At 69.0% G+C, this 18,785-nt stretch carries 4 protein-coding genes; all 4 read left to right on the top strand.

All coding sequences use genetic code 11. The annotated features are described in order from the left end of the window. Positions 1-16 precede the first annotated feature (16 nt). The 4 genes from ACYQ8E_RS14895 to ACYQ8E_RS14880 are packed head-to-tail and all read left to right on the top strand — an operon-like array spanning position 17 to position 18,782. The gene (locus ACYQ8E_RS14895) at positions 17-898 is read left to right on the top strand and encodes a DUF481 domain-containing protein (protein WP_066724362.1); all 882 of its coding nucleotides are present in this window, start codon (positions 17-19) and stop codon (positions 896-898) included. A gap of 10 nt (positions 899-908) precedes the next feature. After that, the gene (locus ACYQ8E_RS14890) at positions 909-10,427 is read left to right on the top strand and encodes a non-ribosomal peptide synthetase (protein ID WP_066724359.1); all 9,519 of its coding nucleotides are present in this window, start codon (positions 909-911) and stop codon (positions 10,425-10,427) included. After that, positions 10,421-17,578: a non-ribosomal peptide synthetase gene (locus ACYQ8E_RS14885; protein WP_066724355.1), complete on the top strand. Its 7,158-nt coding sequence runs from the start codon at positions 10,421-10,423 to the stop codon at positions 17,576-17,578. Before ACYQ8E_RS14890 ends, ACYQ8E_RS14885 begins: the two co-directional genes overlap by 7 nt. Continuing rightward, on the top strand, positions 17,559-18,782 hold the full coding sequence (locus ACYQ8E_RS14880) for a serine hydrolase domain-containing protein (protein WP_066724352.1): 1,224 nt from the start codon (positions 17,559-17,561) through the stop codon (positions 18,780-18,782). Before ACYQ8E_RS14885 ends, ACYQ8E_RS14880 begins: the two co-directional genes overlap by 20 nt. The last annotated feature ends 3 nt before the right edge of the window (positions 18,783-18,785 follow it).

Raw genomic sequence — 18,785 nt, 5'->3', positions numbered from 1 at the left:
AAGAGAAAGGCTTCCGATGCCAGCCCAGACGCGACTGCTCCTTCTGATTCCGATACTCCTGCTCCTCTTTGCCGTATCGTCGGCGGCGGAATCCGGGGGGCCAGCCGCGCCTCCGGCCGACTGGTGGAAAAAGAGTTCCCTCGATCCCGCCGCCCGCTATCCGGGGCTGCTGAAGAAGTTCGACTTCTCCTTCAATTACACCAACATCACTGGCAATACCGACGGCTACGCCTTGGGGGTGGGGACCGCCCTGACCCTCCGCCATGGGCGCTGGACCGGCCTGGCCTCCTACGACAACGCCAAGAAAAAATACACGCAAGGGACCGACCATATCAGCAACCAGAACCGCACCACCAAGGTCGAAGGGCAATTCGACCTCTGCCGCTACGGTTACCTCGCCGGGGCGGCGATCTGGGAGAAGGATACCAACAACGATCTCGACCAGCGCCGCTTGCTCATCGGCGGTCTCGGCAGCTATCTGGTCAGCAGCGAGGCCCTCAACCTCGGGGCCTTTCTCGGCGGCGGCCAGGCCAACGAGGAGTATGACGCGGTAGTGCAGCGCTATACCTCTCTGGATCATCGCACCTACAACATCCTCTACTTCTACCAGACCTTCGACTGGCAGCTGAGTCAATGGCTGCAGTTCAGCCAGGGCTTCCGCTGGATCCGCTCCTTCTCGGAGATGAACGAATTCGGCCAGGACCCCGACTCGGCCGCGGTCTTCGTCTCCGGTCGCAAGGCCCGCAGCCTGATCAAGGGGAAGGCCGAAATCCAGGTGCCGATCCGGAAGAATTTCAACCTTTTCGTCTCCTACCAGGTGAGCTACGACTCCCACCCCTGGCCCGGCAACCACTCGACCGATGCCATGACCACCTACGGCATCCGCTTCTCGTACTAGGACCGACGCCATGGATCGACCGATTCTCCAGCATCTGATCGAGGCGAGCGTGGCGGCCAACCCCGACGCTGCGGCCATCATCGAGGCAACCGGGGTCGTCAGCTATGGCGAGCTCAACCGCCGCGCCAACCGCATCGCCTGGGCCCTGAAAGAGGGGGGACTGGCACCCCAGGGGATCGTCGCCATTGCCCTGCCGAGCTCGGCGGCCTATGTCGCCGCCCAACTCGGAGTGATCAAGGCCGGCGGTGTTTTCATGCCGATCCCCCTGGACCTCCCGGGCAGCCGCCTGGCCCAGGTCTTTCGCCCAAACACGCCGGCCGCGCTGATCTGCGCCGAAGCCGATGCCGCCGCCTTGCTGCCGCGCCTTTGCGAGCTCCCCGCCTCACCGCCGCTGCTGCTGCTCGGTACAGTACCCGACACCCTGCTCTGGCACCAGACCAGCCCGCCGGACACCCCTCTGCCGGAGGAGAACCCACCGGTTACCGTCGATGCCGAAGGGGCCGCCTACGTGGTCTTCACCTCCGGCTCCAGCGGCGAACCGAAGATCATTCTCGGCAGCCAGAAGGGCCTTTGCCACTTTCTCGCCTGGGAACGCCAGGAGTTCGGTCTCGGCGCTACCTTGCGCACCCTCTCTCTGGCCCCGCCGACCTTCGACGTCAGCCTGCGCGATCTCCTGCTGCCGCTGACCTGCGGCGGTGCGGTCTGCATCCCCGATGCCGCCACCCGCAGCCAGATTCCGGAACTGGTCCGCTTCGTCCGCGCCAGCGGGGTCAACCTGATCCACTGCGTCCCCTCCCTGTTCCGGGAATTGACCAGCCATCTCGCCGAGCAGGAACCGGACGGCTTTGCCGGCGTCAACTACCTGCTGCTGGCCGGCGAACCCCTCTACGGGGCCGACGTCCTGCGCTTTCGTCAGGCAGTCGGGGGAGCGACCCGGCTGGTCAATCTCTATGGGCCGTCGGAGACGACCCTGGCCAAATTTTTCTTCCGCATCGACGACGAACCTCTGGAGAGCGGGCAGATCGTCCCGGTCGGCCGCCCCCTCCCCAACACCGCGGCGATCATTCTCAAGGGGGAACGCCTCTGCAAGATCGGGGAAACCGGCGAAATCCACATCAAGACCCCGTTCCGCTCCAAGGGGTATCTCGGCGCCCCCGAGCTCAATGCCCGCGCCTTTATCCAGAACCCCCTCAGCGCCACCCCCGACATCCTCTACAAGACCGGCGACCTCGGCCGCTACCGCCCGGACCGCAGCGTCGACTTCGTCGGCCGCGTCGACCGCCAGGTCAAACTGCGCGGCCACCGGGTCGAACTGCCCGAGGTGGAAATGGCCATCGCCGCCATCGCCGGGGTGCGCCAGGTGTATGTCCGCCCCAACCTGCGGGACGGGCTGGTCGACGGCCTGACCTGCTACTATACGGTCGCCACCCCGGTGAGCCGCGAGGAAATTGTCGCCGCGCTGCGCCAGCGCCTCCCTGGCTACATGATTCCCGCCTTCTTCCTGCAACTGGAAAAGTTCCCTCTCAACCTCCACGGCAAGGTCGATGCCAACCGTCTCCCCAAGCCCGAGGAACTCCTCTGCCGGCAGGAAGATTTTGTTCCACCGCGGACTCCCCGGGAGCGCGCGGTCGCCGCCCTCTTCGCTGCCACCGTGGGGATGGAGCGGATCAGCATCGACACCTCGCTGCTCGAAGCCGGCGCCAACTCCCTGACCCTGATCAAGCTCGCCGCCCGCCTCTACCGGGAGCTGGGGGTGCAGGTCGAGGTGGCGACCCTGTTTGCCCGGCCGACCGCCCGGGAGCTCGCCGCCTGGCTCGATGCCGCCGCGTGCGCCGGTTTCGAACCGATCCCGCGTACTCCGGCCGCCGCCGACTACCCCCTCTCCCCGGCCCAGCGCCGCCTCTGGGTCCTCGACCGCCTGGAGCCGGGCAACCCGGCCTACAATATCTTCGCTGTCGATCGCATCGACGGCCCCCTCGCGCCGGCCGCCCTGCAAACCGCCTTCGCCGAGCTGGTCGCCCGTCACGAGATCCTGCGCACCTGCTACCGGGAGCGGGACGGCGAGCCCCGTCAGCAGGTCCTGGAGGCGGTCGCCTTCCGCGTACCGCTGGAGGACCAGCCAGACGAAGCGGCGGCCCTTGAGCGCTGCCGGGAGCTGGCACTGCTCCCCTTCGCGCTGACCGACGAGCTGCCGCTGCGGGTGCGGCTGCTGCGCCTCGCTCCCGAGACCCACCTGCTCCTCTTCACCCTCCACCATATCGCTGGCGACGGCTGGTCGCTGGGGGTGCTGCTCAAGGAATTCCTCCTCCTCTACCGCGCCGCTTGCGCCGGAGTTCCGGCCGAGCTGCCGCCACCGGCCCTGCAGTATCGCGACTTCGCCGCCTGGCAGAACGCCCGCCTCGCCGATGGCACGCTGGAGTCGGCGCGCTCTTACTGGCGAGCGCAGTTGGCCGATCCGCCGCCGGCGCTGCCGCTGGCGACCGACTTTCCCCGGCCGCTGCGCCCCGACGGCCGTGGCGGGGTGATCGCTGCCACCTTCGACGCTGCCCTGACCCGCCGCCTCAACGACCTCGCCGTCGCCCAGGGCGCCACCCTCTTCATGGTTCTGCAGGCGCTGCTGCGGGTGCTGCTCTACCGCTACACCATGCAGCGCGAGCAGATCATCGGCACCGTCAGCGCCGGCCGCACTCACCCCGAACTGGAGGAGCAGGTCGGCTTCTACGTCAATACCCTCGCCCTGCGTGAGACCCTCGCCCCCGAGGAGGATTTTCTCACTCTGCTGCAACGGGTTAAAACAACGACCCTGGTGGCCTTCGCCCACCAGGACTACCCCTTCGACCGCCTGGTCGATGAACTGCGCCTCCCTCGCGACACGGCCCGCGCCCCCCTCTTCGACGTGCTGCTGGTGCTGCAGAATAACGAGGCGCCCCTCTTCGCCGTCGACGGCTTGCGCATCGCGCCGCTGGAACTCCCTGAGCAGACCAGCCGTTTCGATCTCTCCTTCCTCTTTGCCCCGCAGGGAGAGGAGCTGGGGTTGCAGATCAACTACGCCAGCGCTCTCTTCGAGGCCGCTACGGTCGCCGCCCTGGCCGGCCACCTGCAGCAGCTCGCCCGCTCTTTGAGCGCCGCGCCGCAGGAGGCCGTCGGCCGGGCGCAACTTTTGTGTGGTGAGGAGCGTGAGCGGCTGCTGGCCCTCTCCCGCGGCCCGTGCCGACCGCTGCCGGAGGGGCTCACGGTGATCGATCTGATCCGCGACCAGGCCCGCCGTCGGCCGCAGGCGCCGGCGCTCATCGCCGGGGAGGAGGGCTGGAGCTACCGGGAGCTCGACCAGATCAGTGACCGGATGGCGGCGACCCTGGTCGCTGGGCACGGCGTGACGCCGGGCAGCCGGGTCGCTCTGCACTGCAGCCGCGGACCCTGGACGGTGCTGGCGGCCCTGGCGGTCCTCAAGGCGGCGGCGGTCTACCTCCCCATCGACGCCCGCTATCCGCAGGAGCGCATCGCCCTGCTCGCGCGCGATGCCGCACCGGTGCTGGTCATCCGCTGTGCCGAGACGGACGCGCCGTCCTGGCCGCAGAGCGGCCCCTCCGTCGCCGCCCGGCAGCTGGCGGAAGGGGACGCCGCGCCGCTACCGCGACCGCCGCGGCCGGAGGAGGCCGCCTATGTGATCTACACCTCCGGCTCCACCGGACGTCCCAAGGGGGTCGTGGTCCCCCATCGCGGCATCCTCAATCTGGCCCGGGAATTGCCGGTTGCCCTCCATTTCGGCGCCGATGATCGGGTCCTTCAATTTGCTTCCCCCGGATTCGACTCCTTCGTCGCCGAGGTCTTCCCGGCCCTGGCCCAGGGGGCGGCGGTGGTCTGCAGCAGCGAGGCGCAGATCGACGATCCGCCGAGCCTGGCGGCCCTGCTGCAGCGCCAGCGAGTCACGGTCCTGATTGCTCCGCCCGCCTACCTGGCCAACTTCGAACCCGGTGACCTGGACGGACTGAAAACGCTGGTCAGCGCCGGCGAACGGCCGAGCCCGCAGCTGGTACGCCAGTTCGCACCCAGGCTGCATTACCTCAACGGATACGGTCCGACCGAGAATACCGTCTGCGCCACCCTCTACCCGGTCGCGGCGACCCAGCCGATCCCCGAGCCCCTCCCCATCGGCCGCCCCATCGCCAATGTCAACTGCTATCTGCTCGACGACCAGGGGGAGCTCGTCCCCGACGGCGTCGTCGGCGAACTCGCCCTCGGCGGCAGCGCCCTGGCCGACGGCTATCTCGGCCAGGCGGAGCTGACCGCCCGCGCCTTCGCCGCCAGCCCGGCCCTGCCGGGGGAGCGCCTCTACCGCAGCGGCGATCTCGCCCGGCGCGGCAGCGACGGCGAGCTCCGCTTTCTCGGTCGCCGCGACGACCAGGTCAAGGTCCGCGGCTACCGCATCGAACTGGAGGAGGTCCGCCAGGCCCTCGCCGCCCATCCGCAGCTGCGCGACGCGGCGGTGGTGCCGGTGGGGGAGGCGGGGATCTACAGCAGCCTGCTGGCCGCCTACGTCGCCGCCGAGCCGGCGCCGGGCAGTGCCGAGCTGCGCGCCTTTCTCGCCGCACGCCTCCCCGCCTTCATGGTCCCGGAGCAGCTGCTGGCGGTGGCGCAGCTCCCCCTCAACCGCCACGGCAAACTGGACGGCACCGCCCTGCTGGCGCTGGCGCAACCGCCGGCGAAGGTCACGGCGCCGCCGCAGACGCCCGCCGAGAAGCTGGTCGCCGCCCTTTTTGCCGACCTGTTGCAGCTCACCTCCCCCGGCCGCGAGACCCATTTCTTCGAAGCCGGTGGCCAGAGCATCCGGGCAATGCAGCTCGCGGCCCGACTCCACCGCCAGTGCGGCGCGCAGGTTCTCCTGCGGGAGATCTACGCCCATCCGACCGTTGCGCGCCTGGCCGCCTTTCTCGACCGGCAGCGGCAGGGCCATTTCGCGCCGATCCCGCGCCGCGCCACGGCGGCCGACTACCCCCTCTCGGCCGCGCAGCAGCGCCTCTGGGCCATCGATCAAATGCGCGCGGATGCGCACACGCCCTATACCCTCTTCGGTGTCAGCCGCCTGCACGGCCCCCTTGACAGCACTGCCCTGGCCGCGGCCTTCGCCGCCATGGAGGTGCGCCATGAGTCGCTGCGGACCCGGTTCGTGCTGCGGGACGGCGCCGTCCGCCAGGTTGTCCGGCCCGCCGGTGCTTTCCGGATCGAGGAAGTCGACCTGCGCTCGGTCAGCGATCCCCAGGCCGCCGCCGCAGCCCTGGCGCGCCAGGAGGGGGAAAAACCCTTCGATCTGGCGCAGGGCCCACTGTGGCGGATCAAATTGCTGCACACTGCTCAGGACGAAGCCTGGCTGCTGCTCCACCTCCACCATATCGTCGCCGATGGCTGGTCAATGGGGGTGCTGCAGCGGGAAGTCAGCCACAGCTACGCCGCCCTCGCCAGCGGCGGCGCCCCGGCGCTGCCGGCGGGAGGGCTGCACTACCGCGACTTCTGCGCCTGGCAGGCGGCCCAGGTCGGCAGCGCCGAGCTGGCGGCCAGCGGCCAGTGGTGGCGCCAGCAGTTCGCCGGACCGATCCCGACCCTCGAACTGGCGACCGACTTCCCCCGCCCGCCGGTACAGAGTTTTGCCGGGGAGACCCTCGATTTCTGCCTGCCGCCGGCGCAAGTCGCCGCCATGCAACAGTTCGTCGACCGTTTGCAGGTGACCCTCTTCGACCTGCTGATGGCCCTGGTCAAGACCCTCCTCTACCGCCTCAGCGGCACGACCGACCTGATTGTCGGCGCCCCCGCCGCCGGCCGCCGCCATCCCGACCTGGAGGGACTGGTCGGTTTCTTTGTCAACACCCTGCCGCTGCGGGATCGGCTCGATCCGCAGGAGCCCTTTGCCGAGCTGGTGCGCCGCGTCCATCACACCCACACCGCCGCCCTGGAGCATCAGGATTACCCCTTCGACCGCCTCGTCGACGAGCTGGGACTGATCCGCGACACCTCCCGCAATCCATTGTTCGACGTGGTCCTGGCATTGCAGAACAGCGCGGCAGTCGCCTCGGACCTCGGCCCACTGCGCCTGGAGCCGCTGCCCCTGCGCCGCCCGGTCAGCCATTTCGACCTGACCTTCTATTTCAGCGCCGATGCCAGCCGGGTGGAGATCGAATACTGCAGCGACCTGTTTCGCGCCGCCACCGTCGCCGGCTGGTTCCGTTGCCTGGAGACCCTCCTCGAAGCGGCCCTCGCCGCTCCCGAGACCGCCGTCGGCGATCTCGAACTGCTGCCGCTGGCGACCAGGGCGGCCCTCGCCCGGATCAACGCCACTGCCAGAGAGCTGCCGCCACAAAGCCTGCCGGAACTCTTTGCCGAGCAGGTGGCACGGGATGCGGAGGCCTGTGCCCTGGTGCATCGCAGCGGCCACTACAGCTACCGCTGGCTCGACCAGGCTTCGGACCTGGTCGCTGCGACCCTGCAGCAGCGCCACGGCGACCTGCATGGCCGGGCCATCGCCCTCCTCTTCGAACGCGGTCCAGCGATGCTGGCGACGATCTTCGGGGTGCTCAAGCTCGGCGCCGCCTATGTCCCCCTGGAACCGGAGACTCCGGCCGCACGCCTGGCGTTTCTCCTGGCGGACTGCGAGGCGGTTCTGCTGGTCACCGACCAACGCAACGAGACGGTGGCCCGGCAGCTGCCGACAGAGGGGCCGACACGGGCGACAGTCGTCGCCGTCGAGACCCTGATCCGGAACCTGCCGGAACAGGTCCCGCCTTTCCCGTCCCGGGCCCGCCCCGGCGACCTCGCCTATCTCATGTATACCTCCGGTTCCAGCGGCCGCCCCAAGGGAGTGGCAGTCGAACACCGCAACGTGGTGCGCCTGGTCAAACAGACCGACTATTGCCAGGGCCGGCCCGGCGACCGCTTTCTGCAGCTCTCCAGCTACGCCTTTGACGGTTCGACCTTCGACATCTTCATGAGCCTGCTCAACGGCGCCACCCTCTGCCTGCCGGAAACATCGGTACTGCGCAGCCCGGAGACCCTTGGCGCCTACCTGCGCCAGGAACGCATCAGCAAATTCTTCCTGACCACCGCCCTCTTCAACCAGCTGGCAGAAACGGTCCCGGAGGCGCTGGCGGGGTGCGAACAGATCTTCTTCGGTGGGCAGGAGGCGAGCCTGCGACCGGTCCGGCATGCCCTGGAGCAGCTGGGGGAAGGGACCGAACTGGTACACGTCTACGGCCCGACCGAGACCACCACCTTCGCCACCTTCCATCCGCTGCCGCGCAGGCTCCCGGCCCTCTGGCGGCTGCCGATCGGCAAACCGATCGCCAACACCACCATCCGCGTCCTCGACGCCGCGGGCCGCCCAGTGCCGCCCGGCGCGCTCGGGGAGCTCTTCATCGGCGGCGCCGGGGTGGCGCGCGGCTACCATCGGCAGGCCGATTTGACGGCGGCCCGCTTCGTGGCCGATCCGGCGGGGAGCGGCGAACGCCTCTATGCCAGCGGCGACCTGGTCCGCTTCGAACCCAATTTTGACCTGGAGTTCGTCGGCCGCATCGATGCCCAGATCAAGCTGCGCGGCTACCGGATCGAACTCCAGGAGATCCAGAACCGCCTGCTGGCCATGCCGGACCTGCGCGAGGTTTATGTCCATCCGCTGCGCGACCCGGCCAGCGGTGCGGTGGAAACCCTGGCGGCCTACTTTACCCTGCAACCCGGCGCTCCCGCCCCCGACGCCGACGAATTGCGCCGTTACCTCGGCGCCTGGCTCCCCGGCTATATGATTCCCGGCTTCTTCATCCCCCTGGACGCCCTCCCCCTGAACCGCAACGGCAAGGTGGAGAGCGCTGCGCTCCCCTCCCCCCGCCAGGCCGAGCTGCTGTCGACCACCGCCCCGGCCAGCCTCCCCACCACGGACCTGGAGCGGGAACTTTCGCAACTGCTCGCTCAGGTCATCGGCCGCGACGGGCTCGGCGTCGACGAGGACTTCTTCGCCGCCGGCGGCGATTCGATCAAGGCGATTGTCGCCGTCGGCCGCCTGCGGGAAGCAGGCTGGCAGCTCCAGGTTCTCGATCTCTTCGAGGCGCCGACGGTACGGGCTCTCGCCGGCCGGGTGCAACCGCTGCAGCCCCAGGCCCAGCCGCAACCGCCCCGGGTCCATGGTCTGGTCCCGCTGACCCCGGTGGAACGCTGGTTCTTCGCCACCCAGCCCGCGGCCCCCGGCCATTTCAACCAGAGCGTCCTGCTCGCGGCAGCGGCCAGCATCGATCCCGCGCCCCTGCGGGCGGCCCTGGAGGCGCTGGTGGCCCACCACGATGCCTTGCGCAGCCGCTACCGATGCTGCAAGGAAGGCTGGGAGAAGTCCATTCTGCCAGCGGATGAACTCGATCTCTGCATCTGTCCGCTGCCGCAAGGGGCCGAGATCAACAACGAGATCGAACGGGTTTACCGCCGCATGGACCTGGCTGCCGGGTCCCTGTTCAAGGCGGTCCTGTTCCAGCGCCCGGAAGGGGACCGTCTCTTTCTGACTTGCCACCATCTGGTTACCGATGGCGTCTCCTGGCGTCTGCTGCTGGCGGACCTGGAAAACGCCTATGGGGCGGCGAGTGCCGGCCGGCCGATCGAACTGCCGGCAGCGACCGCCAGCCCCGGGGACTGGGCCCTCGCCCTTGACAGACTGGCCGCAACCGACAGCGTGCAAGCCGAGCGGAGCTATTGGGAGGCCCAGGTGCAAGCGCCCGTCGGCCCCGCCATGATCGACCCGGGCCGTTTCGCCGACAAGCGGACCCATGCCCTGCAATTCGGCAGCGACTTCACCGCCCAGCTGACCGGCGCCGCCAACCGGGCCTACCAGACCCGCACCGAAGAACTGCTGACCGCAGCTCTTGCCAAGGCCCTGGCTGTAGCCGCAGGCGCGCCACGGACGGCGCTGACCCTGGAAGGACACGGCCGCGAACCCCTGGTCGGCTGCGACATCTCGCGTACCCTCGGCTGGTTTACCACCCTCTGGCCCCTGACCCTCGATGTTGCCGCCCAGGACCCGGGACGCCTCACCGTAGCGGTCAAGGAGCAGCTGCGACGGGTGCCGTCGCGCGGGTTGGGCTTTGGCCTGCTTCACCCACCGGAAAGGTGGCCCGCACTGCTCGGGTCGGAACGGGTCGGCTTCAACTTTCTTGGCGAGTTTGCCGCCGCGCCGGGGAGCTTCTTCACCCAGGCTCCAGAGCCGACCGGCGCCGAAATCTCCCCGGCGGCCCGGGCCTGGCATCTCCTCGACGTCGCGGCACTGATCGCCGATGGTCGCCTCAGCGTCCAGTTTCACTATCACCAGGAGCATTATCCCCTGGCGCGAGTCACGGCTCTGGCGGCCGGTTTCACCGCCTGGCTGGAGAGTCTCGTCGAACATTGCTGTGCCCGCCAGGGGAGTCAGGCGACCCCGGTCGACTTTGACTTTTCCGGTCTCTCTCTCGACCAGTTCGACGGCCTGGTCGAGGGTCTGGCACACCCCCGGGGCGAGGGTTCATGGTAAGCAAGGAGAACATTCAGAATCTCTACGTTTTGACACCCCTGCAGGAAGGGATTCTTTTCCATCAGCTGCGGGAGGGGGGACGCGCCTATTTCGAACAGGCCCGCTTCCGGTTGCAGGGTGTGCTGGAGCCGGAGCTGTTTCGCCAGGCCTGGGAGCGCCTCGCCGCTCGTCACGACATTCTGCGCACCCTCTTCGTCCACGAAAAAGTTCCCCGACCGCTGCAACTGGTCCTGCGCCAGGCCCCCCTCGATTTCCGCTTTGAGGATCTCTCCGGCCTCGGCACCGCCCGGGCCGAGGAACGCCTGGCGGAGGAACGCCGGGCCGACCTCGCCCGTCCCTTCGCGTTGCCGCGCCGCCCGCCGCTGCGCCTGGCCCTGTTCCGACTTGGCCCCGAATGCCATGAATTCCTCTGGAGTTTCCACCACATCCTCCTCGATGGCTGGAGCCTCGCCGTCCTTCAGCGCGACTTCGAAGCCCTCTATCTCGAGCTGCTGGCCGGCCGCGAAGCGCAACTGCCGCCGGCCCGGCAATTCCGCCACTACGTTCAGTGGCTGGAGAGCCGGGACCAGCAGGCCACCCTCGATTACTGGCGTCAAACCCTCGCCGGTTATGAGGAACTCGCCTCCTGCGCCGCCACCCCCTTTTTGGCGACCGGCTATGCCGGAGGCGAGTTCGAACTGACCCTGGAGCCGGAGCTCGGCGCCGAATTGCGCGCCCTCGCCCGCAGCCGCGGGGCGACCCTGAACAGCCTGTTCCGGGCGCTCTGGGCCCTGGCGCTGGGCGCCTGCGACGGCAGGGAGGAGGTGGTTTTCGCCGCCACCGTCTCCGGCCGGCCGCCGGAGCTGCCCGGCTGCGCGGAAATGGTCGGACTGTTCATCAACGCCGTGCCGGTGCGGGCCCTGCTGGCGCCGGAGCAGACCCTCGGCGGACTGGTCGATGCCCTGCACCAGGAGGGGGCCCGGGCTCTGCCCCATCACTACGCTTCTCTGGCCGAAATCCAGGCCCAGACCCCGCTGGGCGCCCACCTCCTCGATTCCCTGCTGGTCTTCGAAAATTATCCGGAAGGGGAACCAAGCCGGCTCCCCTTTCGCCAGGTCGATTTTGGCGTCGCCGAGCACACCAACTACGCCGTCGAGGTCCAGATCTTTCCCGAACCGGTACTGCGACTGCGGCTGCGCTACAACCGCAAGGCCTGTCCCGCGGCCCTCCCCGGAGCGTTGCAGCAGGGACTGCCGCTCCTCGCCGCAGCCCTGGCCCGGGAACCGGAGCTGCCCCTGGCCGAGCTTTTCGAACGCTGGCGCCAGGCGGGATTGCCGCGGCGCCGTCCGCTGCGGCTGGGGGTGGCCGCCAGCTTCACCGCGGAGGAACTGGAGGGCTATTGCGTCGCCCAGTTGCGCCCCTTCGGCGTCAATGCAGTATTGCGTTTCGCCGGCTACAACCAGGTTTTTACCGCGCTCAACGATCCGGCCGGCAGCCTGCGCCACGACTGCGACGTCGCCCTGCTGCTGGCCCGTTTCGAGGATGCGCTGCACGACCGGCCGGCCGAGCCGGAAGCGGCCCTGGCCACCTTTCGCCAGCTGCTGTTTCAGCTCCTCGCTAACTGGCCGGGACCGGCGCCGCTGCTGGTCGGCCTCTTCCCCGTCGACCCGGCTCTCGATCCGCAGCTGCGACAACGGCTGCAGGAACTCGGCAGCGAACTCGCCGAGCACCTGGCGGCCACCCCCGGCTGCTTCCCCCTCGACCTGCGCCAGAGCGCGGTCCGCTTCCGGGTGCGGGAGGTTTTCGATCCGAGCAGCGCCCAGGAAGGGCATATCCCCTTCAGCCGCGAGTTTTTCGCCGCCATCGGCAGCGAGACCGCCCGCGCCTGCCTCGCCCTGGCCGGCCACTCCTTCAAGGTGCTGGTCGTCGATGCCGATAACACCCTGTGGGGGGGGATCTGCGGCGAAGTCGGCCGGGAGGGGATCGACACCGGCGGCGGTTATCGCGCCCTGCAGGAGTTCCTCCTTGCTCGCCACCGGGAGGGGATGCTCCTCGCCCTGGCGAGCAAGAACCAGGCGGCGGATGTCCTGGATATCCTCGATCACCACCCCGGCATGCTGCTGCGCCGGGAGCATTTCGCCAGCTGGCGCATCGACTGGAACGACAAGCCGGCCAACCTGCGTGCCATCGCCGCCGAGCTCGGGCTGGGGAGCGACAGTTTCATTTTCCTCGACGACAGCCCCGCCGAATGCGCCCGGATGCTGCACGAATGCCCGGAGGTGCTGACCCTGCAGCTCCCTGCCGCCGCCGACCGGTTCGCTCCTTTTCTAGACCGGCTCTGGGCCACCGACAAACTGCTGCTCACCCGGGAAGACGCCGACCGGCCGGCCCGCTACCAGGCCGAACAGCAACGCCGTGCCGCGGAGCAGCGTTGCGGACGGGATGAATATTTGCGGGAGCTCGCCCTGGAGCTGGTGCTGCGACCGGCCCATCCGGCCCAGTCCGAGCGCATCGCCCAACTGACCCAGCGCACCAATCAGTTCAACCTCAACCTCGCCCGGCGCACGCCGGCGCAGATTGCAGAATTCCTCGCCGCCCCCGGCCAGTGCGGCCTGACTCTGGAGGTCAACGACCGCTTCGGCGCCTACGGCCTGACCGGAGTGGTGCTGATGCAGCGCCGCGCCGACACGGCTGAGATCGAGACCTGGCTGCTCAGCTGCCGGGTTCTCGGCCGCGGCGTCGAGGAAGGGCTCCTCGCCGCCCTCGGCGACTGGTGCCGGACCGCAGGGATCGCCACCCTCGGTGCCCGCTTCGTCCCCGGCCCCCGCAATGGCCAGGTGGCCGACCTGTTGCGCCGCGCCGGCTTTTCCGCTCTCCCGCTGGAAGATGGTGCCTGCCATTTCTCTCTGCCGACCAGCAGGCTGCCGGCGCTGGCCGCCCAGCTGACCCTGCGCTGGGAGGAGCCCTGCACCACGCCCGAAGCACCGCCGCGGCCGCTGCCGCCCACGCCCCTCCAGCCGCCGTCGGAACTGGCCGCCGACGCCCCGGAGCAGGGAGAGTCCTGGGAGCCGCCCCTCCTACCCGCCGGGGTGCGCCATGACGCCTACTACCATCCACTCGCCCTGGCGAACGCCGGCCAGCTGGTGGCACGGCTGCGTTGGCGGCGTCCGAACGCGGCCCCAAGCCCCTATACCCCCCCCCAGACTTCGACAGAAGCCAGCGTCTGTGCGATCTTCGCCGAGCTTCTCAACAGCCCGCCCCTCGGGCGCGACGACAACTTCTTTGCGGCCGGCGGCCACAGCCTCCTCGCCATTCGGGTCCTGGCCCGCCTCTACCGGGAGCTGGGGGTGCAGGTCGAGGTGGCGACCCTGTTTGCCCGGCCGACCGCCCGGGAGCTCGCCGCCTGGCTCGATGCCGCCGCGTGCGCCGGTTTCGAACCGATCCCGCGTACTCCGGCCGCCGCCGACTACCCCCTCTCCCCGGCCCAGCGCCGCCTCTGGGTCCTCGACCGCCTGGAGCCGGGCAACCCGGCCTACAATATCTTCGCTGTCGATCGCATCGACGGCCCCCTCGCGCCGGCCGCCCTGCAAACCGCCTTCGCCGAGCTGGTCGCCCGTCACGAGATCCTGCGCACCTGCTACCGGGAGCGGGACGGCGAGCCCCGTCAGCAGGTCCTGGAGGCGGTCGCCTTCCGCGTACCGCTGGAGGACCAGCCAGACGAAGCGGCGGCCCTTGAGCGCTGCCGGGAGCTGGCACTGCTCCCCTTCGCGCTGACCGACGAGCTGCCGCTGCGGGTGCGGCTGCTGCGCCTCGCTCCCGAGACCCACCTGCTCCTCTTCACCCTCCACCATATCGCTGGCGACGGCTGGTCGCTGGGGGTGCTGCTCAAGGAATTCCTCCTCCTCTACCGCGCCGCTTGCGCCGGAGTTCCGGCCGAGCTGCCGCCACCGGCCCTGCAGTATCGCGACTTCGCCGCCTGGCAGAACGCCCGCCTCGCCGATGGCACGCTGGAGTCGGCGCGCTCTTACTGGCGAGCGCAGTTGGCCGATCCGCCGCCGGCGCTGCCGCTGGCGACCGACTTTCCCCGGCCGCTGCGCCCCGACGGCCGTGGCGGGGTGATCGCTGCCACCTTCGACGCTGCCCTGACCCGCCGCCTCAACGACCTCGCCGTCGCCCAGGGCGCCACCCTCTTCATGGTTCTGCAGGCGCTGCTGCGGGTGCTGCTCTACCGCTACACCATGCAGCGCGAGCAGATCATCGGCACCGTCAGCGCCGGCCGCACTCACCCCGAACTGGAGGAGCAGGTCGGCTTCTACGTCAATACCCTCGCCCTGCGTGAGACCCTCGCCCCCGAGGAGGATTTTCTCACTCTGCTGCAACGGGTTAAAACAACGACCCTGGTGGCCTTCGCCCACCAGGACTACCCCTTCGACCGCCTGGTCGATGAACTGCGCCTCCCTCGCGACACGGCCCGCGCCCCCCTCTTCGACGTGCTGCTGGTGCTGCAGAATAACGAGGCGCCCCTCTTCGCCGTCGACGGCTTGCGCATCGCGCCGCTGGAACTCCCTGAGCAGACCAGCCGTTTCGATCTCTCCTTCCTCTTTGCCCCGCAGGGAGAGGAGCTGGGGTTGCAGATCAACTACGCCAGCGCTCTCTTCGAGGCCGCTACGGTCGCCGCCCTGGCCGGCCACCTGCAGCAGCTCGCCCGCTCTTTGAGCGCCGCGCCGCAGGAGGCCGTCGGCCGGGCGCAACTTTTGTGTGGTGAGGAGCGTGAGCGGCTGCTGGCCCTCTCCCGCGGCCCGTGCCGACCGCTGCCGGAGGGGCTCACGGTGATCGATCTGATCCGCGACCAGGCCCGCCGTCGGCCGCAGGCGCCGGCGCTCATCGCCGGGGAGGAGGGCTGGAGCTACCGGGAGCTCGACCAGATCAGTGACCGGATGGCGGCGACCCTGGTCGCTGGGCACGGCGTGACGCCGGGCAGCCGGGTCGCTCTGCACTGCAGCCGCGGACCCTGGACGGTGCTGGCGGCCCTGGCGGTCCTCAAGGCGGCGGCGGTCTACCTCCCCATCGACGCCCGCTATCCGCAGGAGCGCATCGCCCTGCTCGCGCGCGATGCCGCACCGGTGCTGGTCATCCGCTGTGCCGAGACGGACGCGCCGCCCTGGCCGCAGAGCGGCCCCTCCGTCACCGCCCGGCAGCTGGCGGAAGGGGACGCCGCGCCGCTGCCGCGACCGCCGCGGCCGGAGGAGGCCGCCTATGTGATCTACACCTCCGGCTCGACCGGACGTCCCAAGGGGGTCGTGGTCCCCCACCGCGGCATCCTCAATCTGGCCCGGGAACAGGGCGCGGCCTTCGGCCTGGAGGAAGACGACCGGGTGCTCCTCTTCGCCTCCCCCGGTTTCGACGCCTCGGTTTCAGAGATCTTCGTCACCCTGGCCAACGGCGCCGCCCTGGTCTGCCCGGTCGAAGCCGACCTTCGCGACCGCGCGCGGCTGATCGCCCTGCTGCACCGCCAGCAGGTGACCGTTGCCACTTTCCCTCCTTCCTATCTGGCCCACTTCGGCGTCACCGACCTGGCCGGGCTGAAAACCCTGGTCACCGCCGGCGAGAGTCCCCGCGCCCAGCAGGTCCAGGAGTTCGCCCCCCGGCTGCGCTACCTCAACGCCTACGGCCCTACCGAGAATACCGTCTGCGCCACCCTCTACCCGGTCGCGGCGACCCAGCCGATCCCCGAGCCCCTCCCCATCGGCCGCCCCATCGCCAATGTCAACTGCTATCTGCTCGACGACCAGGGGGAGCTCGTCCCCGACGGCGTCGTCGGCGAACTCGCGCTCGGCGGCAGCGCCCTGGCCGACGGCTATCTCGGCCAGGCAGAGCTGACCGCCCGCGCCTTCGCCGCCAGCCCGGCCCTGCCGGGGGAGCGCCTCTACCGCAGCGGCGATCTCGCCCGGCGCGGCAGCGACGGCGAGCTCCGCTTTCTCGGTCGCCGCGACGACCAGGTCAAGGTCCGCGGCTACCGCATCGAACTGGAGGAGGTCCGCCAGGCCCTCGCCACCCATCCGCAGCTGCGCGACGCGGCGGTGGTGCCGGTGGGGAAGGCGGGGATCTACAGCAGCCTGCTGGCCGCCTACGTCGCCGCCGAGCCGGCGCCGGGCAGCGCCGAGCTGCGCGCCTTTCTCGCCGCACGCCTCCCCGCCTTCATGGTGCCGGAGCAGCTGCTGGCGGTGGCGCAGCTCCCCCTCAACCGCCACGGCAAACTGGACGGCACCGCCCTGCTGGCGCTGGCGCAACCGTCGGCGAAGGTCACGGCGCCGCCGCAGACGCCCGCCGAGAAGCTGGTCGCCGCCAGCTTCGCCCGCGTCCTGAATTGCGGTGCCGTCGACCGTGAAGGACATTTTTTCGACCTCGGCGGCAACTCGCTGAGTGCCCTGCGCCTTCCCGACCTGCTGCGACCCCAGTTCCCGACGGCCACTGTCGCCGACCTCTTTCTGCACCCGCGGGTCTGCGCCCTGGCCGCGGCGCTGCAATCGGGCGCCAACCACCCAGAATCCGGGGTTGGTACCGACGTTTTCCTCTTTCCGTCCATCGACAGCCTCTTTTCGCCCATCAGCGCCCGAATCGCCGCGGCCCTGGCGCCGCGCCGCGTTCTTCCCCTCGAATTTTCCCCGGGGGGATTTGCCGAGTACTGCGAAACGGTGGTTCGCGACCGTATGACCCTCCCCGAAAAGACTCTCTTCCTCGGTTATTCGGGGGGCGGCAACTTCGCCTTCGAGGTCGCCCGCCGTCTCGGGGCCCGGGCGCCGCGGGCGCTGTTGCTGGTCGACTCCTGGATCTTCGAGGAGCCACCGACGCCGGACGACTACCTGGGCTGGTACCGGCAACTCTGCCGTGAGCAGGGGCTCACCGACGATTCCGAACGGCTCGCCGGCTATATCGCCACCCTCCCCCCCTGCTGTGAGCCGGAACCAGTGGCCAGTGACATCATCCTCATCACTTCCAGCGATCCGGAGCCTGCCAACGGCCGCTGCCACCGCCGCTGGTCCGGCAAGACCCGGGGGGACTGCCAGACGCTAACCGGTTCCGGTGCCCATATTGACATGTTCGCTCCGGGTCATTTTCAGCTCAACCTGCAAACCGCAAAGGGGATCATCGATGGACTCTTCAAAGTCTAGCCATTTCCGGCGTCATAGTTCCCTCCGCTGCCCGGCGGTCGGTCTGCTGCTGGTCTTCCTCCTGCTCCTGCCGGGCTGTTCCGGCGAAGATCTTGGGGACTACAAACAGCAAAGCCTCGATCAACTGGCGGCCGAACGTACCGGGAGCCTCAACGTCCCCTCGGTGAGCATCGCGGTGCGGGAAACGGACGACCAGGTCACCACCGTGGTCTACGGGGTGGAGGATCTCGCCAGCGCCACCCCGGCCACCATCCATTCCCGTTACCGGATCGGCAGTCTGACCAAGACCTTTGTCGCGGCCCGCATTCTGCAGATGGTCGAAGCCGGTATCCTCCGGCTCAGCGACACCCTCGAAGAGCTCCTGCCCGACGAAGCGCAGCGGCTGGCCAACTACCGCCCGGGGCGGATTCAGCTCACCAACCTGCTCAACCACACCAGCCTGATCTGCAGCTTCACCGAAATGCCGGAATGGAGCGGCAAGTTCACCAGCGATCCGACCTATCGCTGGAGCCCCGAGGAGCTGCTGGAGGTGGTTGCCCCCTACGCTACCGACTCCTGCAACGAGCCCGGGCAGACCTGGCACTATTCCAATACCAACTACGTCCTGCTCGGCAAGATCATCGAAAAATACGACCCGCAGCAGCGCCCCTACGGCCAGCAACTGCGCGAGGAGCTGATCGATCCCCTCGGCCTGACCGATACCTTCGTCCCCTCCTCCGACTTCCCCGACCAGATCCGCTGGATTCACGGTTACGTCAACTGGGATCTCCAGTTTGCCCCGCTTACGGACATTACTGACCTCGACTGGTCCTTCACCTGGTCCTCGGGGGAGATCATCTCCACCCCCACCGATCTCACCCGCTGGATCAAGTCGCTGCTGACCCCGGGAGTGGTGCTGCAAGCTGCGACGCTGGCGCTGATGGAAGATATGGTAACTACCGGCCTCGAAGGCGGCTATAATTACGGTCTTGGCCTGATGCAGATCAGCATCTACGGCACGCTGGGCCATGCCGGTGGCCATCCCGGATTCGACTGCACCGCCCAGTACCTGCCTGAATTCGACCAGGCGGTGGCCATGTGCGAAAACCGCACCCTGGCCCATCGCCAGAAGAGCGACACCGCCTTTCTCGGTTCGGTGCTGAGAAGCCTGCACCCGGAACGGAACTACCCTCTCATGCCGGGGACGATCCTGGCGACGGAATGATGC

The sequence above is a fragment of the Desulfuromonas carbonis genome (genome assembly GCF_054658035.1).
This window is presented reverse-complemented; position numbering and strand designations above follow the sequence as displayed.

Coding starts and splice junctions, on each gene's coding strand:
- ACYQ8E_RS14880 (WP_066724352.1), top strand. CDS start 17,559: ATGGACTCTTCAAAGTCTAGCCATTTCCGGCGTCATAGTTCCCTCCGC.
- ACYQ8E_RS14890 (WP_066724359.1), top strand. CDS start 909: ATGGATCGACCGATTCTCCAGCATCTGATCGAGGCGAGCGTGGCGGCC.
- ACYQ8E_RS14895 (WP_066724362.1), top strand. CDS start 17: ATGCCAGCCCAGACGCGACTGCTCCTTCTGATTCCGATACTCCTGCTC.
- ACYQ8E_RS14885 (WP_066724355.1), top strand. CDS start 10,421: ATGGTAAGCAAGGAGAACATTCAGAATCTCTACGTTTTGACACCCCTG.